Raw genomic sequence first — 25,344 nt, forward strand, 5'->3', positions numbered from 1 at the left:
GTTATGACATTCACAGCGGAAAACATTTTCTTCCTGGGAGCCGTGCTTATCTTCGCGAGCATCGTCATTAGCAAGTGGGGCTATCGCTTCGGCGTGCCCACCCTGCTGCTGTTCCTGTTTACGGGCATGCTGTTTGGCAGCGACGGCCTGGGTCTTGAGTTCAACAGCCATGAGGATGCCCAACTCATCGGCATGCTCTCGCTGTCGGTCATCCTCTTCTCTGGCGGTATGGACACCAAACGGCGCGACATCGAGCCAGTGGCCTCGCAGGGACTGATGCTTTCCACCGTGGGTGTGCTCATCACCACAGTCGTCACTGGCCTGCTCATCTATTATCTGTCTGAGTGGACACGGCTCGACATCGGACTTACACTACCCATGTCGATGCTGCTGGCTGCGACGGTGTCGTCGACGGACTCGGCCTCGGTGTTCAATCTGCTGCGCACGCAGCGCATCGGACTGAAGCACCGGCTGCGCCCGCTGCTCGAACTGGAGAGCGGTTCGAACGATCCGATGGCTTACGTGCTGACGGTAGCCTTGATGGATATGATTGTGACGGCAGGCGAGTTCTCGGGCATGGCCCTGGCCACGAAAATCATCGGGCAGTTGGCCGTGGGCGGACTGTTAGGCTATATGGGAGGGCGTGCGCTGGTATGGATTGTCAACCGCATCAACCTGCCCAACCCATCGCTCTATCCCATCTTGGTGCTCTGCTCCATCCTCATCATTTTTACTTTTACGGATATGTTTCAAGGCAACGGCTATCTTGCCGTCTATGTGGCAGGCCTCGTAGCGGGCAACAGCCGGCTGTCGTATCGCCGCGAGACCAACACGTTTATGCAGGGCATCACGTGGCTGCTGCAAATCGTGATGTTCCTCACGCTGGGCCTGTTGGTGAATCCCAAGGAGATGCTCAAAGTGTGGCTTGTGGCAGTGGCCATCGGACTGTTCATGATGTTCGTCTCGCGTCCGCTGGCCGTATTCCTCTGTCTGTTGCCCTATCGCGACATCCCCCGCAAGGCCAAGCTTTTCCTGTCGTGGGTGGGACTGCGTGGTGCCGTGCCCATCATCTTCGCCACCTATCCCGTAATAGCGGGCATCGAGGATGCTGATTTCCTCTTCAACGTGGTCTTTGTCATCACCCTGCTGTCGCTGGCCATTCAAGGCACCACCATTACCGCTGCTGCCCACAAGCTCGACCTCGCCACCGAGGAACCCAAGACGGGCAATGACTTCGGCATCGAACTGCCCGACGAGTTGGAGTCGCAACTATCGGAACTGACGCTGACCGAAGAGTCGCTCGCTGACGGCAACCGTCTGCAGGACATGCACTTTCCCAAGGGCACACTGGTGATGATGGTGAAGCGCGGCAACAGCTTCATCGTGCCCAACGGACAACTGGAACTGCGCCCTGGCGATATCCTGTTGACTATTGCACAGCAAAGCATGATGGGAACTCCGGCGAAGCAATGACTTCGTGTGGGGGAGAGAGAGAAATGTAACCATAACGTAATCATAGCATTCGTGCTATTTCCACTTCTTCATCATGGAGAACGGCCGACGAATGGCCACACCGCTGTTCGTAGCCCTGCTGGTCATCGAGACCACCGATGTCGCCTTTGCCGTAGACAGCATCCCTGCCGTATTCGGCGTCAGTCGTGACCCGTTCATTGTGCTTACCTCCAACATCTTTGCCATCCTCGGGCTCCGAGCCCTGTACTTTGCGCTGGCAGCTGTGGCCAAATACTTCAAGTATCTGAAGTACGGACTTGGTATCATCCTTATTTTCGTCGGCATCAAGATGCTGCTGGCCATGAATGAGTATATCAACAGCTTGGGCACGCTCGTAGGCCTGGACCTGAACATTCCTCAGATAGAAGTACCGACCCCTGTTAGCTTGGCTGTTATCTTCGGTGTCCTCGTATTGCCCATGCTTCTGCGCTTCGCCGTAAAATACGCCAAGGACGTTACCATCTGGAAAGAGCATAAGGACGAGATAAACCGTCGCATCAAGAAGTTCAAGAAGAGCCAGGACTACAAACTCATAGACAACAAGGAGCAGGAAATCGAGGACATCATTCAGACCGTCGTACAAGGCATCAGCGTTTACCCGCGCCGCCTGTTCACTCTAGAGCAGAAAGAGGAACTCGTCCGTCAGTATCTTGCAGACCCAGAGCGTCACAAAGATAACAAAATCCGCTGTGAGGACTGCAAGCATTTCTTCTTCGAGGACGAACTGACCGTTGACCACATCGAGCCTTGGAGCAAAGGTGGACGCACTGAGCTTTCCAATGCGCAATTGCTTTGCCGTCCGTGCAATAGCAAGCAGGGAAATCGGAAGTAGATAAAACCATACATTATATATTAGGCGAAAAGGAGGCCATTTCAAAGAGACTATAGGCTATAAGATATAAAATCTGCACTATGAACACGCAGTCCGGCGGTGTCAAAGGGGATGCTGTCGGGCTGTTTTGCTTTTCGTTGGCTGCTCCCGTCGCTGGTCGCAGCCTTGCGGGACAAGCCTCACAAAGAGTCTCGCCCCGTTACAAGGTATCTCCGATGGTCGAAGAATCAAAGATAAAACACGAACTTTGTTCCCTTCGAGCCTACACCGTCATAGTCTGCCTGAACTGGAAACTGATTGATAAGCGCATCGGCATCTTCCTCCTCCAGATACTTGGTCAACTCCAGTTCTATGGCCATCCGTCGCTCATTATAGCTCAGGTTCTAGATACATTCTCCCAGAACAGCATTAACCACCATCCTTATTTCATCCTGAGTGCGCCAGATGGAATCAAAGTCAGTCATAATACTCAATCTTCAATTCCTCGCTGATGTCAATGTTGTCGTGGAAATTATCATCGTAGGTATAGACAAGCCGCAATCCACGATAGACTGACGGCACTTTCAACGTATCAAGCAGATGCCATTTCGGTCTGCCGAAGTCGTAGGATTCCCTGTCGAGCAGGATGCGGTTGGTGGTGTAATCGAAATGATAATAGCCGCCACCGATGCATTGATCTTCTGGCTTCAGCAGGTCTTTATGCTGATTGACCATACCAAGACGGAAATATCCATCCATTGTGATGATAAACTTAGGTAGTGCCATTGTCTAATACTGTTTATTTGAGTTTGATAACATCACTCCAACGGGTCGTTGGATTCTTACTCCTGAAATCGTGCTTGATAGCATTGGCAAAGACTTCTGCCTTTCCCTTGCCGTTTTTCTGAGTATATTGCTGGGCACCAATGACAATGGTCTCTGAGCCGTGCATGCGGTTGATGCGGTCTATCACTTCATCGAGACGGCGCATCTTCTGAATCTGTTCAGCATTCAGGTCGAACAAGTCTTGCTGGATAGAGCTGTCTGGTGAGATACCCATCACGATGACACCTGCTTTCTTATACTGATAACCCTGAATAAAGATGCGGTCGAGCACATCGTGAGCAGCCTGAACAATGGGAATCGTTGAACTGGTTGGTGTGACAAGGCGCAGTTCCTGAAAGTTCCAGTATTGTGCAAGGTCTTCACGGAAGGCATTGGTGTTGACGAATACGCCAACGGTGGTGGCTACTGTCTTCTGAGTTCTCAGCTTCTCGGCACAACGGGCTGCATAGTTGGCAATGTGAGTGCGCAGGGTGTCCTTGTCGCTGATCATACCGTTGAACGATCGGCTGGTGCAGATGCTCTTCTTCTTAGCCAGTTCTTCGTTAGGCACAGCATCTTCGCCGTTCAGTTCCTGCCACGTGCGCACGATGTTGATGTTATTGAACGTCTGTCGTACCCAATCCTTGTGATGCTTGGCAAAGTCGAGGGCTGTCTTGTAACCTAATGACTGAAGTTTGGCAGCATAGCGTCTGCCGATGCCCCAGACATCCTCGATGGGACACCATTCCAGCGCCTTCTCCCGTTTGTAGTCCGTATCAATCATGCAGCAATGCTTATAGGCTGCATATTTCTTCGCCAGTTTCGAGGCAATCTTCGCCAGTGTCTTGTTGGGAGCCAATCCGATGCTGATTGGAAGGCCCACCTCACGCTTCACTCGCTTGTGCAGGTTCTCGCCCCACGTCTGCAACCTATCCAACTCAATGCCGTCAAGATACATGAAGCATTCATCAATCGAGTAGCGGAAATAGGCAGGTGTTTCTTGTCGGATGATGCTTACCACACGGCCCGTCAACTCTCCGTAGAGTTCGTAGTTGGAAGAAAATACGGCAATCTTCTGTCCAGGGAATAACTCTGCCAACTGAAAATACGGTGTACCTTCCTTGATGCCCATCTTCTTAGCCTCATTGGAACGAGCCACTACGCAACCGTCGTTGTTGCTCAATACCACAATCGGTTTCCCCTCCAAATCAGGACGGAAAACCTTCTCGCATGAGCAGTAGCAGTTGTTATTGATAATTAGTAATAATAACTGTTATTCCGAATAATTCTTTATTCCGAATTGTCTGAAAAAGTAATTCTGCATTTACTCAGTTTACAAGATTAATTCGGAATAACATAATAGTAAAATAGCCATCTTTTCAGTTTCTGGGATAGGGACCCCCTAATGGTAAACAGCCATCCTAAAGACCTAATAATCCTCTTAGTCCTCCTTGTATTTTATATTTCTTGGGCTGGTCAAGAGGCATATATTCCCTTTTTCTTAAGGCTGTTTCCAACTCTTCACGACTTATCCCAAGATATACACGGGTCGTTTCGAGACTGGCATGGCCAAGATATTCTGAAATCATGGCGATGTTTATCCCGTCCATGAACCAATGCGTTGCTGCGGAATGGCGAATCTGATGACTATGCATCTTCAAGGGTATTTCCGGACAGGTCTTATGTGCAGTGTAGGAAATGGCGTATAGTCTGGTGTTCACTGCATCAGCGGACATCTTTTCCGTTCGGCCCTTATGGCTTGAATGGAACAGATATGTCTTAGCATCATACGGAATAGAGAAATATGCAATATATGCCTTGAGTGTGTTCACGGTTTTCTCAGAAAGTATGAGGCAACGGTCTTTATTACCTTTTCCTTTGACAATGACATAGGGGGATCCGTGGTCCAGTATGAGGTCGCAAGTCTTAACGGACAGGACTTCACCGACTCTACAGCCTGTGTCATACATGAATGAGAAAAGTGCATAGTCGCGCTTTCCTGCTATAGTGTTGCAATCAATACTGGCAAAAAATGCTTTCATCGCCACTTTACTCAGAGGTGCGACGACTTTGCCTCTTCCGTGAGAAATCATCGGTATCTCGCAGGACTCTATGTACCTTTTCGCATATGCTATATCACGGGACTGAAGATATTTCAGGAGTGACCTTATCACTGTTAGCCTGTGATCCCTCGTACGGCGACTGCATGGTTTCCCTCCACGTCCATTTTGTAACCAGATCAGCCAGCTTTCCACAGTCTCACGGCTAAAACATATATCACTAAAACTGTCGACTGTGACAGATTTCTTTTCTTCCAAATATTCCACATAGAGGCGCATTACCTGCTTGTATGACATAACTGTTTGGACAGAATATCCACATGTCTTGGGAATATATACTTTCAGCCAAAGGTCTATATGACTGACAAGTTCTTTTGCTTGCTTAGATATTTTCATCGCTGTAAAAGTTTGAACGGTCTAATAATATGTCATTGAAAGTCTCAGCCTTGGCAGCCTTTATGTGCTCGGCCATCTTCGGGGTAAAATTGTAATAATACATCGTCATTTTGAAACTCGCATGCCCCATGCTTCTTGACAAGTAGGCAATGTGCTTGTTGAACAGTGCAGAATCAGCAGGGAGGCCATTGATGTTCTCTGTGGCATATCGATGTCTGAAATCATAGGCCACGGCATGTTCTTTGTTAAATTCATACCAACATTTTTGGAAATTGTAATCAACCCATTTCACGCTATGGTGCTCGTCTGTGGAAGTCGGGAAAAAGCACTTCCTTTTTGGTACGAGTCTCTCTATAGCTTTATCATATTCCATAAGCATTTTAAGCATTGAAGGATGGAGGGCCACCCGGTGCTCCACATACCCTTTCGTATGCCTGACATTGATGATGCCGTTTTTTAAATCCACGTCCTTTGTGTCAAGCAGACGTGCCTCAAATGTTCTCAGCCCGGAGGAGAGCAATAGCAAGAAATATATGGGCAGAGATAGTTTTGTGATTTCTGATTCAGGAGAGTCCTTAATTGTCAGGTGAGATAGCGAGAAAAAGAAATTGCACAGTTCGGATTCCGTAAATGCATGGGGCTTCTTCAGCAGAGTCTCTGTCTTCGGTCTTGTCGTAAGGACAGGACAACAAAACGTCCCATATCCCCTTCTATGGAGAAACTTGAGAAATGTACGTAACTCACTTACCCTCTTTGCTTTGGTACAGGCATTCTCCGAACTTTTCTGCATGCACCATCCGTCAATGATTTCCTGACAGAGATCTTTGCTGTCAGGAAAATTCACAAGACAGAATCTGTCGAAGTCATACAAATGATAGGATGCATAATAAGTGGGACTCCCCTTACATGTTTTCTTGTAATCCATGTATTCAAGGATATAAGGAGCGGCACAGCTGACAGGTATGGCATTCAAGAATTGCTTCTTTTTTGTCGGGACCTCATTGTTTGGAACAGTTGGTACATCGCATCCTCCCTCATGTAGGTATCGCAGGAAGCCTCTGATGCCTTGTATCCTGTGTTTGTAATAGTCTGCTGATTCTTTGGGAAAGGGTTGCATCCATAATCTAAGGATCTCAAACATACTGTTACCAATGCTCGTATCACATTCTTGGCAGAAGCTATCAAACGAGTGAAAAGCAATGTTCTTCAGATATGACCATTTGCAGGAATTGAAAGATTCTTGCCGGTATTGCGTGAGTATCTCGGAGAATCTGCATTTGAATGGCTCCATTGTAGGTAATACTTTAATGTAAGAACTGATGTCTAAAGCACACCCCCTCAAATTCTCAATATCTGCATCTATATATGGATTCAGGGATTCCAAGCTCACATGCCCCATCAGTTCACGGACAGTGTTCCTTTCTACATCATTCTCTATCAATGAAAGTGCAAAAGAATGTCTCATTGTATGTAGTCCTTGATTCCGCCCTGTTTCCTGTCTAATGCCAGTCTTTTTAAATATGTCACGAGCAATGTGTGAGATGCGTTTATGCTTTTGTCCACAGTAGGGCTTATTCGTTTCCACAAAGATGTTGTCTGTATTACATGTCGGACGTTCCGACAGTATATAGTCCGCGATGGCATTGCCGATGACCGATAACAGTGGAATTCGTATTTCTGTTCCCGTCTTTTGTTGGACGAACCGAATCTCCTCCTTATCTACATCCACGTCTTCGAATCTTAAATTGCTGATGTCACTCGCCCTCATTCCCATATAGAATGCCAGCATACCAATAGCCCTTTCCTTATAGGTCAGTGGCGTTTCTTCGCCGTTAAGACTTGCTGCTAAAATGTTGCACTCTTCCTTTGTAATGTAGTCAAACAGCTTTCTTTTGTGGGGGAATTCCGGAATCTTTGCCAAGAGCCTATGACACTCACCATTCGGATACATTGCTTGACAAATTGTCAATACCCGCATAACATGTCGGCTCACATGATAGCTGTTATGTCTTCCATACCTATCTCCAAAAACGGTTCGCACCATATATTCCGAAATTTCGTCCAAATCCTTCGCTCCCAAACGCTGGATATCCAGCAACAGAGATGCCATGCAGCCAGCCATTGTTTGGATACTACCTTCTTTGATTCGTCCTTCCTCTCGCTCCTTCTTGACGTATCTGTCTATCAACAATTTGAATTCAGGAGAAAGTTTGTCATAAGCTTTGGGGGATAAAGTAAACATACAGAGTTTACCCGTGTCAGGAAAGAAAATACCCTCTTCTTCAAAAGCCTTGAAATGACCAATTAAACGACGGTAGTCACGAATAGAATCTTTCTTGTAAGGACGTCGGGCCATCAATGCAGAATAGGCCTTCTCATAGGTATTCAAACTCTTGTCATTTTCGACGATATCAAATAAACTCTTGGCTACATACTGATACTTCCCTATATAACCATCACCATAATTCCTTGCCCTTAGCTTTTCATAGAAAGTGGGAAGGAGAATTTTCAATTTTTCTATATCCATAATCTTCTAAAATAAAGTGGTTAATATATAAACGCTTAACTAACTTTATTAGCATAAGGATTAGAAGAATAATGAAATCAAGATTGTTTATTCCGAATAGATTTCGTAGAAGTTTGCTATCTACAACACAGTAAATACTCAAATTCAGAATAACGAATTATTCGGAATAACAATTGTCCAAGTCGGCTATACCATACATCGTTTTCTATAGTTTTTCAAATGTACGAATCAGATGAATCACTGTTCCCCAAATCTGGAAGTTCTCAGGGTCTTTGACCTTGAAAACGGGATAATCAGGGTTGGCAGGACGCAGTTCGATGTAGCCATCCTTCCGATGTGTCAGGTCAAGGAACTTCATTGTGAAGCCACCATCCCACCATGCCACGACGATGGAGCCGTCATGTGGTTCCATTGCCCTGTCGATAATCACGCGGTCACCATCCAACAGTCCTGCATCCTTCATCGAATCTCCCTCCACGTCACCATAGAACGAGGCTTCAGGATGACGGATATAGTCACGGTTAAAGTCCAGCGTCTCGTGCCTGTACTCGTCAGCCGGACTGGGAAAACCTGCCGCAACACCTGCATGTTCCAACTCCAGTTTGGTGTCAAATACACCTTTGATTATCTTAATGTTACCCATAAATCCTAATAATTCTCAAAACATTCCGCAAAGTTAGCGAAAATTCGGCATTTATTGGTAACTTTGTGCACATATTTAATTGAATTTATGAGAAAAGCAAGTTTTATTTTGGCAGCAGCCATGTTGATGGTGTCAGCTGCGGTGATGGCTCAGCAGGCATCAAAGGTGTATCTCACAAGGGAGATTTCACCAGAGTCGTTAGTAAAAATCTTCAAGGCACTGGGCGTGGAAGCCAAGGGCCGTGTGGCAGTGAAGATGTCAACAGGCGAAGGTATCGGCCTGGCTCTGATTATGGCAGGGGTGATAGTCATCAACCTATTTTCAAAAATGGAGGTACATTGAGCGATGTGGAAAACCTACGCACTACTTTCGGCGTTCTTCGCCGCCCTGACAGCCATCTTCGCCAAGGTGGGAGTCAGGGATGTCAACTCCAATCTCGCCACGGCCATCAGGACTACGGTCATTCTCGTGCTGACTTGGGGCATTGTGCTATTTGGCTCACACCTACGGGAGATTCGTGATGTCAGCCGCCATACATGGCTGTTCCTCGTTCTCTCAGGCGTGGCTACGGGACTGTCGTGGCTCTGCTATTTCAAGGCCATCCAGTTGGGCGATGTCGCAAGGGTAGCCCCGATAGACAAGCTGAGCGTGGTCATAACCATCATCCTCGCCTTCGTGTTCCTGCAGGAGAAGGTCGATATGAAGGTTGTTGCCGGTGCCGTGCTAATAACCCTCGGTAGTGTACTGATGCTGATGAAGTGATAAGTGAAGTGTTTTTGGGGTTTAATAGCAGTGACATTGGGATATTTACAAATCAAGAAAATATAAATCGAATATGCGAAAAAACTACGTAACCATGCTTTGTCTCGCCATGATGCTCGTGGCTTGCGGACAACAGACTAAACAAAAGGAAACGACAATGGAGTTTACAGATCAGGTTAAAGAAGCACTTGCCGACGGCGGGCGCATAGCTTTGGACAGCCTTCAGTGGACACGCGAGCCAAAGGACTACGAGGTGAAGGGTGATACCATCCTTATCACCACTGCACCAAAGACCGACCTTTGGCAGCGCACGTACTATCACTTCCAGAACGACAACGCCCCTGTTCTGCAGATGAAGACCCGCGAGAAGTTCTTCAGCTTCGTGGTGAAGACCGATTTCACGGGCAGTCACCATCGTTTTGACCAGTGCGGCATCGTGATGTATCTTGGCAGCGAGAACTGGCTGAAAGGCTCGGTGGAATACGAGAACGAGGAGTTTCAGCATCTGGGCAGTGTAGTGACGAACAATGGCTACTCCGACTGGGCCACCACAGCCATCCCTGCCGAAGTGAAAACCATGTGGTATCGTTTTTCCCGCCGCGAGGATGACTACTGCATCGAGTGCTCTTCCGACGGACAGACGTTCAGCCAGATGCGTGTCTGCCACATGCCAGCAGCTGCCGATGAAATCAGCTTCGGCATTTATGCCTGCTCGCCCGAAGAGTCATCCTTTACAGCCATATTCTCCGATATGAGAATCACCGAATGTGCATGGAAGGCTCACGACGGCCAACAACCAGATTAAATACAGGGCATGAACTTTATCAGATAAGAACCCCACCCATTTCAGCCGTATCTTTAAACAGCAATACGGCATGTCACCATCGTCACTCGTAAATCATTGAATATGAAAAAGAAAATAGTTTTAGGTGTGTTGCTGGCTGTCATCATTTTAGCTGCCATAGGTACATATATGTATCGCCACCGTTTTGACAAGTATGAGCAAAGTCAGGAAGAGCAGACGGCAGGCATCAAGGCCATCGGCAAGGATTCCCGTTTCCTCGTGACTTATTTCTCCTGGCCGAGTCCCGATTATCCTGATCTGGATGCAACGTCTGGAGCCAGCAATGTCGTGAAGGACGGCCATCTCTATGGTAACACGGAGTATGTAGCCGATATTCTGAGCAAGAAACTCAATGCCGATTTGTTCAGGATAGAAACCGTGCGGAGCTATCCTACGCAACCCAAAGCCCTGCTTGACGAAACCAAGGTGGAGAATACCAGCCACATGAAACCAGAACTGAAATCGAGGGTGGACAACTTCTCCGACTATGATGTCATCTTCGTTGGCTATCCCCTGTGGTGGTACGACATGCCGATGGCCATCTATTCCTTTCTCGACGGATATGATTTCAGCGGCAAGACCATCGTCCTTTTCACCACTCATGGCGGCAATCGCTTCTGCAGGACTGTCCCGACTGTCCGTAAAATGTTCCCCAAGGCAAATGTTGTTCAGGGGCCAGCCATCTACGACAGAGAAATGGACAAGGCAGAGCAGACGATTGACAAATGGTTGAAGGATAATGAGTTCATAAACTAGTATGCCTGGAAAATAATACTCCAATGTTTAACCGAGTATAATAAATTGTCAGCATAGTTTAAGCGAGTTTAAATTCCGTGCCAGTTTGACTTCAGCGATTGTCATTCTGGCACGGATTCTTTCCATAGGCATGTACTTTGCATTATCCTTAGTGAAAGTTGAAGCGAAAGCTGAAGCAATCAAGTAACAAATTGTCAAATTTAAAAATATAATTAGGAGGTATTGATTATGTTGAACGGATTAATGAAAAGCAATGGTTGGTTCCCAACAATGTTTGATGATTTCTTTAACACTGATTTCATGCCTCGTGCCAACAGTACAGCACCCGCAGTCAATGTCAAGGAGAGTGAGAAGGTCTACACGATGGAGCTTGCAGCCCCTGGCATCAAGAAAGAATATTGCCGCGTAGGTATCAATGACGAGGGCAACCTTACCATCGCCATTGAGAACAAACAGGAACACAAGCAAGAGGACAAGCACCATCACTATCTGCGCCGCGAGTTCAGTTACTCGAACTACGAGCAGAGCTACACGCTACCGGATGATGTGGTGAAGGATCAGATCTCTGCCAAGGTCGAGGACGGCATCCTGACCGTCACGATGCCGAAGACCGAGCCGAAGCAGAAGGTCACCAAGGCCATCGAGGTTTCATAAAGTGATTCCACTTCAAAACAACAAGACCTCGACCTGCAGTAATGCAAGCCGGGGCCTTATTCCGTTAGCTACCAGAATCTGATAACATAAGGAAGATACTGAAGGAAAGTATATAACAACGAATGAGATCCCAATAAAATATAAATCCCAAGGCAAAATCAACCTGCTTTGGTTTTTATTTTGTATCTTTGCACCCGATGGATATACAGAGTTTCTTCATATCACTTCTGAACGTGGTCTGCGAAATGGCTCCCTATCTGTTGTTGGGATTCTTCATCGCAGGAGTGTTGCACGTATTCGTGCCGCAGAAGTTCTATGCCAATTATCTTTCGCGGAATAACAAGTTATCGGTGCTATGGGCGGCGCTGTTGGGCATACCTTTGCCACTGTGTTCATGTGGAGTCATCCCTACGGCTATCGGTCTGAAGAACGAAAAGGCTTCGAAAGGAGCCATTGCTTCGTTTCTCATCGCCACGCCTCAGACAGGCATCGATTCCATTCTGGCTACGTTCTCGCTGATGGGACTGGGCTTTGCCATTATCCGTCCTACGGCAGCGCTTATCACGGGTGTTTGTGGAGGACTGCTGGTAAACCGTCTGGTTCGTGAGGATGACGTGAAGGAGGATGTGTCCGCTTCATGCCTAGTAGAAAGCGGAAACAGGATTTGGCGTGTACTGAAATATGCCTATTATGATATGCTTCGCGACATAGGCCTGCGACTGCTTATCGGACTTGTTGTGGCGGCATTGATTCAGGTGGCCGTACCTGATGAGTTCTTCCTCAGTTTCGGCAGTCAGCCGTTGCTGCAGATGCTGGTTATACTCATTATCGCCATACCGATGTATATCTGTTCGACAGGTAGCATCCCCGTGGCAGCAGCCCTGATGATGAAAGGACTCTCGCCAGGTGCGGCATTAGTGATGCTGATGGCCGGGCCTGCGGTAAATCTCGCCTCTATCCTCGTGGTTCATAAGTCGATGGGACGTCGCTTCACCACAATCTATCTGATGACCATCGTGGGCTTTGCAATCCTCTTTGGTCTGCTACTCAATGCTACGGGCTGGGACTTCACTATTGCCGCTCAGGATGCTTGCTGCATGAGCACATCCGCCCTACCCAGTCCGTTTAAAATTGTTTGCGCCACAGTATTAACATTATTAATTATATTTGCTCTTATGATGAAGTTTTTCAGCAAGTTTACCGCCCAAAAGCCCTTAGACCCCGATGTGACCGTTTACCGTGTCGAGGACATGCATTGCAGCCATTGCGAGGCCGCCGTCGTCCGTGCCGTCGAGAATCTGCCTGGCGTAGAGAAAGCCAAGGCCAGTGCCTCTGCCAACACCCTCACCATCAAAGGCCCTGCTACGGAAGAAACCATCCGGACAGCTGTCGAGGGTATCGGATATACGTTCAAGGGAAAGGCTTGATATGATTAATCAAAGACTCGACTGATTTATCGTTCCTTTGCACCAAATTTAATGATGAAGAAAATAGCAATTCCAACACGTGAGGATATGGTTGATGACCACTTTGGCCACTGTGCCTATTATACAGTAGTTACGCTTGATGAGCAGAATCAGATTGTGAACCAGGAACGTCTGGATTCGCCAGAAGGATGCGGATGCAAGTCAAATATAGCATCTGTCATACAGGAGATGGGAATCACGCTGATGCTTGCTGGTAACATGGGCATGGGTGCCTATAACAAGCTGTTAGCCCACGGTATAACCGTCATCAGAGGTTGTCATGGTAAAGTGGATGATGTGCTCAGGTCTTATCAAAACGGAGAACTACAGGATTCTTTGGAATCATGCGACCATCACGACTGTACTCACCATGAAGAGAAACCTGTGTACGTAATTCCATCCTTTGGCAAAAAATAATAACGATAATTTAATATGAGCACAATCACAACAGTATTGGCAATATTGGTAGCCTTGGAACATCAGTACATCATGTTCCTCGAAACCATCGCGACGGGTTCTAAAAGCACATCAAGGGTGTTTGGCCTCAGCATTGACCAGCTGAAAAGCAAGACTATTGCAACGCTGCTGAAGAATCAGGGCGTATATAACGGCCTGATTGCCATTTTGCTGTTGGTTGCTGTCTGGCAGCAGGATTTGCTGTGGACACGGTTGTTGCTGGGCTATGTCATTTTGGTGGCACTTTACGGTAGTCTGACCAGTAAGCCAAGCATCATCCTGAAGCGAGGCGGTCATCTTGTGTCTCTTCGAGGACTGCCCAATGGTGAGTTTGCCAGCAGGATGCACATGCCCTTCTGGAAGCGTGTGCTTTTCAACTTGGCGGGCATGAAGTACGACCGTATGGCCACTCGTAACCAGCAGCACTATCATTTCATCTTTGTGCATGAAGACGGGGAAGGTCTTCAAAAAGTGTCACGCCTGTTTGCCGAGAAGCGCATCCCCGCATCCGTTGATGACGTGTTTGGTCTAGACAATGTTAATCAGGCTCTGAAGAAGGTGGCCTCTGGCGGTTCTAAAGGCAAGACTATATTGAAGATAAACAGTTAAATCGGAATAAACGCAAATCATTTTATCAGCAAAACTGATAGGGATATAGAGAATTGATTAGTATCTTTGCAAACGATTTATAAACATCTAAACAAAAAGGTATGAAAACAATTTATGAATGTTCGCAAAGTAAATCGGTGAAGTGGATTACCGCCATTTTCATCTTGGCTATGGTTCTCGGTGTATTAACCGAAATGTACTATGTCTCTAAGGGAATGGATGTTACAGGAGCTATTATTGTATCTGCAACCCTAATTGCTGTTTGTCTCTCGTGCTTCCTCATCTTTCCGATGTATATCATCGCTGATGATGAGGGAATAGGTATTCGTACTCTACTTCGAACTATACGAATCCCTTACGAAAACATAGACCATATAGAGCGAGTGAGTGAGGATAAGCCACTATTAGGCGCCACCAATACAATCCGTCTGTTAGGTGTGGGAGGCGTATTTGGATATATTGGCTGGTTCCGTACAAAAGGAATTGGCACATATCGTTCTTATGTTACAAATGCAAAGAAGTCATTCCTTATTTATCGCATTAAGGGTATGCCTATAGCAATCAGTGTAAACGAACCAGATGAGTTTATACCCTATTATCTGAAAGGAGGTGCAAAATGAATATGCTGTATGATTTCTCTTCCGAACTTTTGCAAGCCCGGCAGCGAAAAGGTGTAACACAAGAACAGATTGCTTTTTCTCTGGACATATCGCAGGCTACATACAATGCTTGGGAATGCGGACACCGCCTTTGTCCTTACAAGCATATCGTTGCACTCATCAGTTATTTTGACGATGAACAGTTTACCCGCAGTATGCTTCGAATTCTCCTGTCTTTACAGCATAATATGGCAGGACTGAATAAGAAGACAACAGCAGAGTTGAAAACCTACTATATGAAACTTAAAGCTGTTCTTGCGGATGAATGTACCGAATGGTTAAAGACATTGGAGAAATAGATAGACAAATTCCAATTTATCAGTCTAAGAATCATATGCCCAAGGAACGGAACAAGGCAGATGGCTATCGTGAGAAGGTACCGATTAAGCGAGAGAAAATTGATGCATGCATCGACTCTTCCGAGCGTGAGGTGTCTCGACCAAAGGTCAAGGCTTACGAGGGCGACACCAAGGCGATGAACAGAATGCTTGCCCCTATGGCTTACGCCGCTTCCCCGATTAACGGGGATGCTCAAAGGTATGAGCTGGCGGCCAACGGTGGCGATGCCCAGGCACAGTTCGCCACAGGCTGGTTTCTGATGACCGGCACAGGCGTACCCGTCGATGAGAAGAAGGGCCTGAAGTGGATTCACAAGGCCACCTTCCAAGGCTATCAGCCTGCTATTGACTATTGCAAGGAGCATGGGTATAAATGGTATTGAGAATGGAAGCATTACTATACAATCATAAGACGATGCACAAGGGAGGAACCTGCGATGTTGATAACATCGTAGGAGGGTACCAGTTCAAGTATGGCCTTCCGCTGATTCTCATTATCCAAATCATATTAATTGGTTATCTGTCAAAATGAATATAGAGGACTATCGTGAGTACTGCCTGTCATTGGGTGCAGACGTGGAAGAGAAACTACCGTTCCAGAAGTTCTTTGCAAAGCAAAGCGGCAAAGCCGAGCGCAAAAGTGGCGAAGGAGTATTGGAGTACCCTCCACGAGATTATCAATCTCGCGGATTCCTCCCTTCTACGTCATGGGGCACATGTTCTCATTCTTCGACTGCAACGACTTCTCTGTCATCTCGCTCAAATGCCAGCCAGAACGTATTGAAGACTTGAAAGTAGAGTATGATTGTATTGGCAATCCATATAACGAATCACCAAAGCACTGGATTGGCATCAACCCAAATTCTGCACCAGACGACTTACTGCAGGAACTGACACGGAACTCATACGAGATAGTCAAGGCGAAATATACGAGTAAGCGAGGGCAGAAGCAAACTCGTTTGGAAATGCCCGCTTCGATGAAGGATGTCTAAAGGCTGTGTTCAGGGTCTATCAGATGGACTATCCTGACTACCGCTTTTACGATACCCTCGCAGCAGCCCGCCGACAGTTCGGTCATTCGCTGCCCAATCATCAGCTCCACACTGTTGCAGCCGCCTGTGGTTACGACCTTCAGAATCATCATCATGCCCTGGCCGATGCCGAAGCCTGTGCCGCTATAGTTCTATACATATTATAGGGAGCAACTTAAAAGCCTCTCCCTAATTCTCTGTTCTATAACAATTATCGCTTGTCGGGTACGCCGTAGTCCATCCAACGCTCCTGGGGGTAGTAGCCCTTTAACGTTTTCTTCTTCTCGGTGTAGGCCTTCTTAACACGATCCATTGCGACCTTCAGTTTGGCCACCGTTGGAGTGAGCTGCTCACGAATACTGTCCACCTCGGCGTTTACGGTCTCCAGTTCCTTGACGGCCTGTTCCATCGCGTTGATCTCATCGTTGGTGACGCCACGTTCACCCATTTCCTTGACATGACGGCGCAGACCCTCTACGAGGCCGCGACTTTTCTCAATCTGAATCTCTACTGTCTTTGACATAATTCTGTTGTTTTTAAAGTGATACATTAGGATTAAAACCTACCGCAAAATTAACAAAAAAAGTCAATTTTACGAACGCTATATAGCATCACTTTTTCGATTTTTTAAGATGAAAACGGCCTTTGTCTTAACTTTTATTTGTACCTTTGCACCCGATTTTTAGAAACGACTCTATAGATTGGTAGAGCTTACAACTCCACAGATTTTTATGGAAAAAACAAACGTTACGAAAAGAGTGACGGCTACGGTCACGGGCTATTGCCACCACAGGTCTGTTGCTCTATGTGGTAGCAGGAGCTGGATGCTTCTTTGTCGACGAAATCTATGTGCTGCTGGTGATGCGTGCTTTGCTGGGCATCAGCGTGGGTTTCATCCCTCCGTCATCGGCATGCTGCTGTTAATGATGATTTTCTTCGTGTTCCCAACCAACTTCGCCATCATCGCCCACCAGCAGACGTCACTTTCCAACGAGGCTATTACGATGATTATGGTGGGACTCGATGTGGTGGCCTTCTTCGTGGGACTTGTCTTTGGCCCTCTGATGCACTGGTTCCGTCAGCCCGTCAAATACTTCGGCCCCGCTATTCTTCCTGCTGGGCTACGCTGTCTATCTCGTTCCCAGCGTCACAATGATACTCCTCGGTTCTGCGTTTATCGGCATTGCCAACGGCGTGGGCATACCTTATCTGAACACCATTGCCAGTATCAAAGGGGGCAAGGACTCTGCCATCACCGTCATGCCCCTGCTCTCCGCAGCCCTCTATCTGGGACAGTTCGTCTAGCCCCTTGTGGTCATGCCGCTGTCGCACAGTCTGTTTGGGGCCGACCTCACTGCTCCTTACAAGGTTGCCATTCTGCTCTGTTTCGTTTTCCTCATTCAGGTCTGGGCAACGCGGCAATTCCAAAGTCTGCCTCCAAAGCAATAACTATGTACTATTGGATAATACTGTCAATGTTTAAACGAGTTTAAGAAATTGTCAGCATAGTTTAAGTGAGTTTAAATTCCGTGCCAATTTGACTTTTCCGATTGTCATTTTGGCACAGATTCTTTCTGTAGGCATGTACTTTGCTTATCTATAAGTGAAAGCCGAAGCAAACAAGCCGAGGCAATCAAGAACAAATAAGTTAAACTAAAAGTATAATTGGAGGTAAAAGTTATGTTGAACGGATTGATGAAAAGCAATGGTTGGTTCCCAACAATGTTTGATGATTTCTTTAACACTGATTTTATGCCTCGTGCCAACAGTACAGCACCCGCAGTCAATGTCAAGGAGAGTGAGAAAGCCTACACGATGGAACTTGCAGCTCCAGGCATCAAGAAAGAATATTGCCGCGTAGCCATCAACGACGAGGGCTACCTCACCATCGCCATTGAGAACAAACAGGAACACAAGCATGAGGACAGTCACCATCACTATCTGCGCCGCGAGTTCAGCTACTCGAACTACGAGCAGAGCTACACGCTGCCTGATGATGTGGTGAAGGATCAGATTTCTGCCAAGGTTGAGGACGGCATCCTGACCGTCACCATGCCGAAGACCGAGCCGAAGCAGAAGGTCACCAAGGCCATCGAGGTATCATAAAGTGGTTCCACTTCAAAACAGCAAGACCCCGACCTGCAGAAATGCAAGCCGGGGTCTATTTAATCCTGATACAATACTTTTTACTCCTTAGTCTTCAACTCCTTACCATTCACATACAGGCAGTGGCCATTGGACTTGATGTGCGAGGCATCGCCTGTAAATGATGTGATATAGGTGTCTGCTGTGAGATTCCAAGTGCAGCCTTCGTCCAGCGTAACATCCACCTTGCCCGTCTCAGTCGAAACGGTATTACCTGCGGCATTGGTAATATTACCACCGATGCTGCCAGTAAAGGAGGAACCGTCGGTGAGCGTCAGTATCAGTTCAGAGTCGCTACCTACAAGGATATTGCCATCTAACTGCTGGCTGACGGCATTGAGCGTAGCCTTGTTTCCGGCTCCCTGCCACCCGTCGGCACATACGGAAAGAAGTACCATAGCGGGGTCTTCATTCACTAGCTTAACGCCGTTGAGGGTGATGATGGCGTTGGTATTGGTGACATGAAAGAGGTGGCCCTGTTGATTCTTCAATGTACCGCCATTCATAGTGAAATGCGAGTTTCCTGTAGCAGCGTCGCCCGAGAACGACTGGAACAGCATGATGCCGTCGAGGAACTGGGCATGACTGTTACGTCGCGTGTTGCTGACGGTCATCTGGCAGTTGTTCAGCGTAATGCTGTTCTTGCCTTCGATGACTGCGCCCTCAGACATAGTAGATGTAAGCACGGCATTGCTCACGGTAATATCAGCCGTAGAATAGATGACGGGTGACCCCTGGCCACTGCTGGTATAGCTGCCGCCCTCGACGGTCACGATGCCACCACCGCGATCACTACGTATCGGAGCCGACGAGCGACCACTGGTATTCACCGTCAGGTTCTTGGCCTTCGTCACACCACCGCCAGTGGTCATGATGCCGCCAGAGCCGTTGCCAGTAGTGGTGATTTTAGTATCCTCGATGATGACCGTTGTTCCGTCACCATCTGCACCGTTTCTGCCACCATTTCCACCGTATGAGAATACGCCATTGGCGCCTGTGGCGCTACTGGAGATTGTGCCACCCTTGATGGTCGTGGTACTGCCACCTTTCACTAGCAAAGCTGCATTTATGCCGTAGAAACTACAGTTGTCGCCGCCATCTGAGTCCCCGGTCTTGCTGATGGTGGGTTGTGAAACGGTCACAGCCTCCTTTGTAGAAATCATCAATGCACTTTCGTCGGTCTTAGTGCTCTCGTAGGCTTTGCCAGTCTCTATCGTTGCAGCTGTTAAGCTCGTCGCTCCAGTGTATTTAATGTCATTTTGACGCGAGCCATGACCGCCAAAGCCACCAGGAGGCATCATATCACTGCTCATGCCATTGCCACCCATTAGGAACTCACGAACCCTGCGCTGGGAGTAGAACTGAGGCTTCAATTTCAGATAGCCCTCATACTGTTCGTCAGAGAGCAATTTACGCATCTGGTTATCGTATTTCGTTTGCTGTTTGTCGTAGTCATAGCTGGCTTGCTGTGAATCGCTGCCACCAGGAGGCATTCCGCCACGAGGGCCGCCTTGCATGCCGCCACCACCGCGACCGCCCATGCCGCCGCCGAAACCACCAGTACCACCAGGTCCTCCAATACCACCACCTGGCATACCACCTCCGAATCCTCCGTTGGGTCTGCCACCTCCACGGTTTCCGTCAGGTCTGCCTTGTCCCATAGGAGGACGTTGCCCTTTCATATTTTCCTGTTGCTCTCCTTCGATAAGCGTCTTGAACTTCTTGTTCAGCTTCGTCACCTTCTTGGCCTGCTTCTCGTCGAGTTTCAGCTCACTGATCATTTTCTCTGTCATCTGCTCTAGCGTCATTCTGACCCTCTTGGGTCTCATTACTTTAGAGTTCTGTCCGTTAAATTGGCTATCTTGACTTTGTCGAATTCCGTCACGACTCGGCCATTCAAGCGAGCTTGATGGCTCTCGCTGTTCCGTCATTTGTGCCATTGCCGAACCAGATAACATCATCAAGCTCAGCATTAAAATCATCACTTTTTTCATCTTGCTATTCAAAATTTTGCTGCGAAGGTAGTAATAATGTCGACTTGGGCCAAAACTATTCTACGAAGCGGGAGATTCATTCAGCGAAATCTGATGAGTTCATCACGCCGATAGTCATCTGACTGGAATTTATGAAAACTGGTGCTCACCGTTTTCTTGTATGTCATAGCTCTTAATTTGTTATGAGTATGATTACACCGCTGATGCAGATATAGGCATAGACGATGTAGCGGAAGATGCGGTTGGGAATGTGTTTGAAGACATAAGCACCCAGCATCGTGCCGATGATGACGCCACCGAGACCATAGAGATAATCAACGGCAACAGTGGTTGTAAAAAAGCCGTTGTAGGCTCTCACGCCTGTCATCATCAGGTTGCCAATCAGGAAATAGGTCTGAGCCATTGCCATATAATGTTCCTTCGTCGGCTCACACTGGATGAAATAAAGCACGGCAGGAGGGCCTTGCATACCGAAGAAACCACCCATCAGTCCACTTAATGTTCCTGCGCCTACCTGAACTTTCTTCGTCGTTCTTGCTCTGGCAAGCGAACAAGTTCGAGCGGGCAGCTTTATGCGCTGGCTGAACAGCATGAAGTAAATGCTAATCAGGATAAGTGCTACGCCAAGGATGCGTCGCAGGATATGGTCTTCGATGCGTGTCAGGGCGAATATGGCGATAGTTGAGACGATGATAAACGTCAGCAGTATCGGCCAAAGTCGCTGCCAAGTGACGTAACTCCGCAATCGCCATACGATAGCTGCAGAGGTGGTGATAGCCAGCAGTCCTGAGAGTGTTGTAGCCTCGCCATAGCTTGGCATGAGGAACGGCAGCATCGTCATGATGAAGATGCCGAAGCCGAAGCCCGTGGTGCGCTGGATGAAACTCGCACCGATGCTCAGCAGAAATATGGAAAGAACTATGCTACTCAAATCCTAATAATTCTCAAATCTTGGCACAAAGGTAGCAAATATTCTTCTTTTTTTTCGTACCTTTACACGCAGATTTAATATGTTTTGTGATATGATAGACCAGATTATCGACTTCAACAAGAACTTCGTAGCACAAAAAGGCTACGAGAAGTATCTGACCGACAAATATCCAGACAAGGGAGAGACCCGCGATGTTGATAACATCGTGGGAGGGTACCAGCTGGCGGTACTGGAAAGCTGGTGCTCACCGCTTTCTTGTATGGACACCAGACTTACCGAACTGCTTCCTGCAGCCCTCGGCCTGAAGAACGGTGATGCCAAGATTATCAAGAACGCTGGAGGCTTGGTGATTTCTGCCTTTGACTCTGCCATGCGTAGCCTGATCATCGCCTTTATATTCATATTTGTAGCCTTGTTTTTATGCTCATGCAATAATATCAAGGTGAATGATACACTGTCCTCTGATGTGCAGTCGGAAGATACGCTAAGAACCATTACGAAAGAAACGGCTTTTGAGGGTGTGAACAACTATTGCCATAGGGAATATGACTGGAGCGTAGCAAAGGACGATCCCGACATCATGTATGTGCAAATGGGCGAAGAGACGGACTCTGCGTATCTAGTGATATTCCGCAGTTACACAGGTGCCTTTGTGCATTTCTATGTCAATAAGACAAATGGCGCTACAAGAATGGTTGAGAGAGTTCCGAACCTTAATGTCGAAGAGGATGCTGGAACCATTAATTTATTTGATTATTTGAAGAAGCAAAAATGAAAAAGATTATAAACCCTTGGCGCAACCATGAGGGATATAACTGTTTCGGTTGCAGTCCTGACAATCCCATCGGGCTTCACTTGGAGTTCTATGAGGATGGTGACTATATCGTTAGTACCTGGCATCCTGAACATAACTATCAGGGCTGGGTAGATACTATGCACGGTGGTATTTTGAGTACGCTGATAGATGAAGTGTGCGGATGGGTAGTCAGCAGGAAACTACAGACCAGCGGCTATACCGTGCAGTTGAATGTGAAGTTCCGGAAGGCTGTCCCTACGACAGAGCCGGAATTGACCATACGGGCCAAAGTGACAAAACAGGTGAGAAACCTTGCCTATATCAGTGCGGAGATCACCAATTCGAAGGGTGAACTCTGCAACGAGGGCGAGGCCATCTACTTCCTGATGAACGAGGAAAAAGCCAAGGAAATGGGATTCCTGCATTGTGAGGTGGAAGTCGATAACAACGATAAAACTATTGAATTATGAAGTACCCATGTGAGAGCTGCAAGCTACGTGCTGCGTATGACAAGGGAGGAGTCCGCGATGTTGATAACATCATGGAGGGCACCACCCGAAGTCTTTAATCGGACGGTGGTGCTCATCCTCTTGCTTCCTTTCAGTGAGCCATCTTCATTCGGCAGACACGAGTAGTTCATCTGCAGCAGCTTCGATTTCAAGCCCTCATTTCCGCTGCGTATGGCAGCCACCAGATGCTTCTGTTCGCCGCCGTTTCTCAAACCAAGATATTCCTCTCTCGTCAGGACGGGGCGCACCATCTTCGCCCCATCCTTATAATAAATCATGTGTACGCTCATGTGTCTTTCAATTTTAGAATTTACATAAAACCTTCCTTTTGTATGTGACCTAAAGGTCTGTTAGGAAAGAAATTGGAAGAAATTATAAGAAATTATCCAAGAATTATTTTTTTATCAAACTCGATAACACATATTTTCTGGAATAATTTCTTCTAATTCTTCGCAAGCGAAGCGCGTAGCGAGTCTTTTAATTTCTTTCCTAACCTCACGACAAGAGGTTGCACTATTATTTCCACCAGCCTTCCGGTGGGGTCGCTGTATCAGTAAGTCAAATATCGCTTGTCGTTGATTGACAATGCAAAGTTAGGCACAAAAAAAGGTGCATGAAACGACTTCATGCACCTCTGTAGGTATTTCTGTAGGTTTTTCTGTAGGTTTATGTCTTCAATCGATTATCTACTGCATTCTTATAAGCTTCCACCAGTCGCAGCACACGCTGCTTGGCACCGTTCTGCGCCCACTTATCGACATTACACAAAAGTTAGAGTCCCTTTTGTGTACTTGTTTACCAAGCCTCCTCCTGGTTGCCACCCTCCTCTTCGTAGCCGTCATTATTCCAGCCGTCCAGATTGGTATCGGCATCCTGCAACGAATTGGACAGCATGTGGCACTTATGCTGCAGCTGTACCACGTTCAACGTAGGTTTTATATAATATTTCTTTTTCATAGCTGTTTCCTCCATTCTTTACTTAATAACGACTTTTTTACCGTTCTTGCCTTGCAAGCGTCCTTCGGCCGAGCGCTGGATATAGATGCCCTTAGCAGGGTTCTGTACTCGGCGACCGCTGAGGTCATACCAGGCTCCCTCGCCTTCGGAGAGGGTTGGGGTGAGGTTTATGATGTCTGTGGTCTGACCGTCGTCGCCGAAGCCCATCGAGAAGAAGCGGGCGTTGGCAATATCATTGTTCAGAATGTGGAAATAGGCGCGGAAGCCCTTCATGCTGCTGCCGCTGCTTGCCCACGTCAGTTTATTTCCGCCGCTTACGAAGAGGTAGCTCTTGTCGCTGAGCGTCAGTGCCGTAGGATTGATAGAGGGCACAAATTCCACCACGTCCGTAACGATTGTCGCCGTTGTGCTGCTCGAGATGGTCACGTTGCTGAACGTTGGATTAACCACGTTGGCTTCCACCTTCACCATATACGCATGTCCTGCCACGATGCTCGCAGCGTCGCTGAACTCCAATGACAGCGTATTTGTGCCAACGTTGTATGAAGCTGTGGAGAGTTCCTTCACCGTCCATCCACTCGGCGTGGCAATGCTGAACGGCACAGAGAATGTGTTCCATCCACCCGCCTTAAGCGTGCGTGTCAGTGTGATGTCATACACCTGTCCGTCGTGTTCGCTAATCCACTCTGAGTTGTCTGTGCTCTCTGCCAGTGTATATGTGAGTACATCCTTCACCAGACGCACTGAGTAGCCATTGACGCGGTTATCACTGGATTGTGCTTGTAAATTGTCTGTACCGAACTTCAAGCAGTAAGCCTTAGTATTATCTTCTGACACTGACGAACTCGACCAATAGAAGCCTTTTGTACCTTTATCCAAGACTTTATCGGAAGAGCGGTAACCAGCTGCGGGCAGGAACACGGCACCGTGAGCCTCCAGGCTGCTGGTCCAGTCGGAGGAATTGATGGTATTGGCGCTAAAATTAACAGCAGCGATATTGGTCGATGCAAGAGTGTAGTAGCTGGTGCTCCAGTCATCGGGCAGCAGGATAACACCTGCAACGCCGTTCACCGTAGCCTTGGCATAACGCACGTCAGAGGTTGTGCTACGGGTGTTGAAAACATAGTCCCACTCATCCTTAGACAGTGTGCGCCAGCCAGCGCCGAACATGTTGCCCCAGTCGGTCTTCAAACCTTCGCCAGCATTATCGTCTCCTTTATTGATACCATACGCAGCATCCCCCGTGAGGGAACTCGACGCGCCCACCCAGTTGAAAAGGTCAACGGTGCCTGCAGCAGAGAGGGAGCCGTTGCCGTTAATGTAGTTGTTGCCGGTCATTGATGCAGAACCTCCGTCATAATATCCGCCGATACAATCCAACTGGTTCGCGGCAAAACGCCATGTAAAGGTTTCTGGGGTGCTGCTGTCACCGTCGGCAGAGCTACATTCGGCCTGAAGGTTGCCGTGTGCGAACAAGACTTGGCTGCCTTCGGCGTTGATGGTGAACCGTCCGTTAATGACAGAGGACTCTGCCCATGCGCTGCCTGCCGTTATGAGCAGCAGCGCGAGCACTGAAAGTAATCTTCTTTTCATAATTTATTTAGGTTTTATTTGTTTACGTTCGAATATGCAACTCAAGCCCTGCTAGCATGCAAGCAAGACC

31 protein-coding genes and 3 pseudogenes are annotated in these 25,344 nt (G+C 47.6%); 22 read left to right on the top strand and 12 right to left on the bottom strand.

Annotated elements, in window-relative coordinates; translation table 11 throughout:
* Positions 1-3: 3 nt before the first annotated feature.
* Both M1L52_RS13265 and M1L52_RS16495 read left to right on the top strand, forming a co-directional pair.
* The gene (locus M1L52_RS13265; RefSeq protein WP_248615522.1) at positions 4-1,473 is read left to right on the top strand and encodes a potassium/proton antiporter; all 1,470 of its coding nucleotides are present in this window, start codon (positions 4-6) and stop codon (positions 1,471-1,473) included.
* A gap of 73 nt (positions 1,474-1,546) precedes the next feature.
* Complete coding sequence (locus M1L52_RS16495) at positions 1,547-2,344, top strand: TerC family protein (RefSeq protein WP_317231492.1); 798 nt, start codon at positions 1,547-1,549, stop codon at positions 2,342-2,344.
* Between the two features lie 227 nt (positions 2,345-2,571).
* Here M1L52_RS16495 and M1L52_RS16420 read toward each other — a convergent pair whose 3' ends face one another.
* The 6 genes from M1L52_RS16420 to M1L52_RS13300 all read right to left on the bottom strand — a co-directional run bounded on the left by M1L52_RS16420 (position 2,572) and on the right by M1L52_RS13300 (position 8,774).
* Entirely contained in the window at positions 2,572-2,703 is a 132-nt protein-coding gene (locus M1L52_RS16420; protein ID WP_262918000.1) for a hypothetical protein, read from the bottom strand.
* Positions 2,704-2,800: 97 nt separating this feature from the next.
* Positions 2,801-3,109 carry a hypothetical protein gene (locus M1L52_RS13280; protein WP_091768029.1) on the bottom strand — a complete coding sequence of 103 codons (309 nt, stop codon included), beginning with the start codon at positions 3,107-3,109 and terminating at the stop codon, positions 2,801-2,803.
* A 13-nt stretch (positions 3,110-3,122) separates the two neighbouring features.
* Positions 3,123-4,406, bottom strand: a complete 1,284-nt coding sequence (locus tag M1L52_RS13285; protein ID WP_410896797.1) for a Y-family DNA polymerase — start codon at positions 4,404-4,406, stop codon at positions 3,123-3,125.
* A 163-nt stretch (positions 4,407-4,569) separates the two neighbouring features.
* Positions 4,570-5,604, bottom strand: coding sequence for a tyrosine-type recombinase/integrase (locus M1L52_RS13290; protein WP_248612889.1), 1,035 nt, complete (start codon positions 5,602-5,604; stop codon positions 4,570-4,572).
* Positions 5,591-8,131, bottom strand: coding sequence for a tyrosine-type recombinase/integrase (locus tag M1L52_RS13295; RefSeq protein ID WP_248613499.1), 2,541 nt, complete (start codon positions 8,129-8,131; stop codon positions 5,591-5,593). Before M1L52_RS13295 ends, M1L52_RS13290 begins: the two co-directional genes overlap by 14 nt.
* Positions 8,132-8,336: 205 nt before the next feature.
* Complete coding sequence (locus M1L52_RS13300; RefSeq protein WP_248615524.1) at positions 8,337-8,774, bottom strand: LexA family protein; 438 nt, start codon at positions 8,772-8,774, stop codon at positions 8,337-8,339.
* 87 nt (positions 8,775-8,861) lie between these two features.
* Here M1L52_RS13300 and M1L52_RS16580 point away from each other — a divergent pair, with 87 nt between their 5' ends.
* From M1L52_RS16580 to M1L52_RS13375, 16 genes and pseudogenes are all read left to right on the top strand, one after another.
* On the top strand, positions 8,862-9,116 hold the full coding sequence (locus tag M1L52_RS16580) for a hypothetical protein (protein WP_410896787.1): 255 nt from the start codon (positions 8,862-8,864) through the stop codon (positions 9,114-9,116).
* A gap of 3 nt (positions 9,117-9,119) precedes the next feature.
* On the top strand, positions 9,120-9,536 hold the full coding sequence (locus M1L52_RS13310; RefSeq protein WP_248615525.1) for an EamA family transporter: 417 nt from the start codon (positions 9,120-9,122) through the stop codon (positions 9,534-9,536).
* A gap of 73 nt (positions 9,537-9,609) precedes the next feature.
* A complete protein-coding gene (locus tag M1L52_RS13315) occupies positions 9,610-10,341 on the top strand; it encodes a DUF1349 domain-containing protein (RefSeq protein ID WP_248615526.1) in 732 nt (243 codons plus the stop codon).
* Between the two features lie 31 nt (positions 10,342-10,372).
* Positions 10,373-10,441: pseudogene (locus M1L52_RS16585) on the top strand (AraC family transcriptional regulator); the annotation flags it as partial.
* Positions 10,442-10,443: 2 nt separating this feature from the next.
* Positions 10,444-11,136, top strand: coding sequence for a flavodoxin (locus M1L52_RS13320; protein WP_248615527.1), 693 nt, complete (start codon positions 10,444-10,446; stop codon positions 11,134-11,136).
* 228 nt (positions 11,137-11,364) lie between these two features.
* Positions 11,365-11,790, top strand: coding sequence for an Hsp20/alpha crystallin family protein (locus M1L52_RS13325; protein ID WP_248615528.1), 426 nt, complete (start codon positions 11,365-11,367; stop codon positions 11,788-11,790).
* 197 nt (positions 11,791-11,987) lie between these two features.
* Positions 11,988-13,217, top strand: coding sequence for a permease (locus M1L52_RS13330; RefSeq protein WP_248615529.1), 1,230 nt, complete (start codon positions 11,988-11,990; stop codon positions 13,215-13,217).
* Positions 13,218-13,268: 51 nt separating this feature from the next.
* Entirely contained in the window at positions 13,269-13,673 is a 405-nt protein-coding gene (locus M1L52_RS13335) for a NifB/NifX family molybdenum-iron cluster-binding protein (protein WP_248615530.1), read from the top strand.
* Positions 13,674-13,688: 15 nt separating this feature from the next.
* Positions 13,689-14,321 (top strand): DUF1304 family protein, encoded by a 633-nt coding sequence (locus tag M1L52_RS13340; RefSeq protein WP_248615531.1) that lies wholly within the window; start codon positions 13,689-13,691, stop codon positions 14,319-14,321.
* A gap of 101 nt (positions 14,322-14,422) precedes the next feature.
* Entirely contained in the window at positions 14,423-14,941 is a 519-nt protein-coding gene (locus tag M1L52_RS13345) for a PH domain-containing protein (protein WP_248615532.1), read from the top strand.
* Positions 14,938-15,279 carry a helix-turn-helix domain-containing protein gene (locus M1L52_RS13350; protein ID WP_248615533.1) on the top strand — a complete coding sequence of 114 codons (342 nt, stop codon included), beginning with the start codon at positions 14,938-14,940 and terminating at the stop codon, positions 15,277-15,279. The genes M1L52_RS13345 and M1L52_RS13350 overlap by 4 nt, the downstream gene beginning before the upstream one ends.
* 35 nt (positions 15,280-15,314) lie before the next feature.
* The gene (locus M1L52_RS13355; RefSeq protein ID WP_248615534.1) at positions 15,315-15,701 is read left to right on the top strand and encodes a hypothetical protein; all 387 of its coding nucleotides are present in this window, start codon (positions 15,315-15,317) and stop codon (positions 15,699-15,701) included.
* 2 nt (positions 15,702-15,703) lie between these two features.
* On the top strand, positions 15,704-15,850 hold the full coding sequence (locus M1L52_RS13360; RefSeq protein ID WP_248615535.1) for a hypothetical protein: 147 nt from the start codon (positions 15,704-15,706) through the stop codon (positions 15,848-15,850).
* Positions 15,847-16,110: a hypothetical protein gene (locus M1L52_RS13365; protein ID WP_248615536.1), complete on the top strand. Its 264-nt coding sequence runs from the start codon at positions 15,847-15,849 to the stop codon at positions 16,108-16,110. The genes M1L52_RS13360 and M1L52_RS13365 overlap by 4 nt, the downstream gene beginning before the upstream one ends.
* Positions 16,035-16,310: an MmcQ/YjbR family DNA-binding protein gene (locus tag M1L52_RS13370; protein WP_248616086.1), complete on the top strand. Its 276-nt coding sequence runs from the start codon at positions 16,035-16,037 to the stop codon at positions 16,308-16,310. Before M1L52_RS13365 ends, M1L52_RS13370 begins: the two co-directional genes overlap by 76 nt.
* Positions 16,283-16,516 (top strand): annotated as a pseudogene (locus tag M1L52_RS13375) (3'-5' exoribonuclease domain-containing protein); the annotation flags it as partial. The gene M1L52_RS13370 and the pseudogene M1L52_RS13375, both read left to right, overlap by 28 nt.
* A 44-nt stretch (positions 16,517-16,560) precedes the next feature.
* Here M1L52_RS13375 and M1L52_RS13380 read toward each other — a convergent pair.
* Positions 16,561-16,872 carry a hypothetical protein gene (locus tag M1L52_RS13380; protein ID WP_248615537.1) on the bottom strand — a complete coding sequence of 104 codons (312 nt, stop codon included), beginning with the start codon at positions 16,870-16,872 and terminating at the stop codon, positions 16,561-16,563.
* Between the two features lie 629 nt (positions 16,873-17,501).
* Here M1L52_RS13380 and M1L52_RS13385 point away from each other — a divergent pair.
* On the top strand, positions 17,502-17,654 hold the full coding sequence (locus M1L52_RS13385; protein ID WP_248615538.1) for a hypothetical protein: 153 nt from the start codon (positions 17,502-17,504) through the stop codon (positions 17,652-17,654).
* A gap of 375 nt (positions 17,655-18,029) precedes the next feature.
* The gene (locus M1L52_RS13390; protein ID WP_248615539.1) at positions 18,030-18,455 is read left to right on the top strand and encodes an Hsp20/alpha crystallin family protein; all 426 of its coding nucleotides are present in this window, start codon (positions 18,030-18,032) and stop codon (positions 18,453-18,455) included.
* Between the two features lie 80 nt (positions 18,456-18,535).
* Here M1L52_RS13390 and M1L52_RS13395 read toward each other — a convergent pair whose 3' ends face one another.
* Both M1L52_RS13395 and M1L52_RS13400 read right to left on the bottom strand, forming a co-directional pair.
* A complete protein-coding gene (locus tag M1L52_RS13395; RefSeq protein WP_248615540.1) occupies positions 18,536-20,323 on the bottom strand; it encodes a hypothetical protein in 1,788 nt (595 codons plus the stop codon).
* A gap of 337 nt (positions 20,324-20,660) precedes the next feature.
* Positions 20,661-21,419 (bottom strand): sulfite exporter TauE/SafE family protein, encoded by a 759-nt coding sequence (locus M1L52_RS13400; protein WP_248615541.1) that lies wholly within the window; start codon positions 21,417-21,419, stop codon positions 20,661-20,663.
* A 91-nt stretch (positions 21,420-21,510) separates the two neighbouring features.
* Between M1L52_RS13400 and M1L52_RS13405 the strand changes: the two are divergent.
* Positions 21,511-21,810: pseudogene (locus tag M1L52_RS13405) on the top strand (hypothetical protein); the annotation flags it as partial.
* 380 nt (positions 21,811-22,190) lie between these two features.
* Positions 22,191-22,685 carry a PaaI family thioesterase gene (locus M1L52_RS13410; RefSeq protein ID WP_248615542.1) on the top strand — a complete coding sequence of 165 codons (495 nt, stop codon included), beginning with the start codon at positions 22,191-22,193 and terminating at the stop codon, positions 22,683-22,685.
* Between the two features lie 23 nt (positions 22,686-22,708).
* Here M1L52_RS13410 and M1L52_RS13415 read toward each other — a convergent pair whose 3' ends face one another.
* The 3 genes from M1L52_RS13415 to M1L52_RS13425 all read right to left on the bottom strand — a co-directional run bounded on the left by M1L52_RS13415 (position 22,709) and on the right by M1L52_RS13425 (position 25,274).
* Positions 22,709-23,002 (bottom strand): hypothetical protein, encoded by a 294-nt coding sequence (locus M1L52_RS13415; RefSeq protein ID WP_248615543.1) that lies wholly within the window; start codon positions 23,000-23,002, stop codon positions 22,709-22,711.
* Between the two features lie 517 nt (positions 23,003-23,519).
* Positions 23,520-23,681, bottom strand: a complete 162-nt coding sequence (locus tag M1L52_RS13420; protein WP_248615544.1) for a hypothetical protein — start codon at positions 23,679-23,681, stop codon at positions 23,520-23,522.
* 18 nt (positions 23,682-23,699) lie between these two features.
* Positions 23,700-25,274, bottom strand: coding sequence for a hypothetical protein (locus tag M1L52_RS13425; protein WP_248615545.1), 1,575 nt, complete (start codon positions 25,272-25,274; stop codon positions 23,700-23,702).
* Between the last annotated feature and the right edge of the window lie 70 nt (positions 25,275-25,344).

Source organism: Prevotella sp. E13-27 (assembly GCF_023217965.1).
Taxonomy (GTDB): Bacteria; Bacteroidota; Bacteroidia; order Bacteroidales; family Bacteroidaceae; genus Prevotella.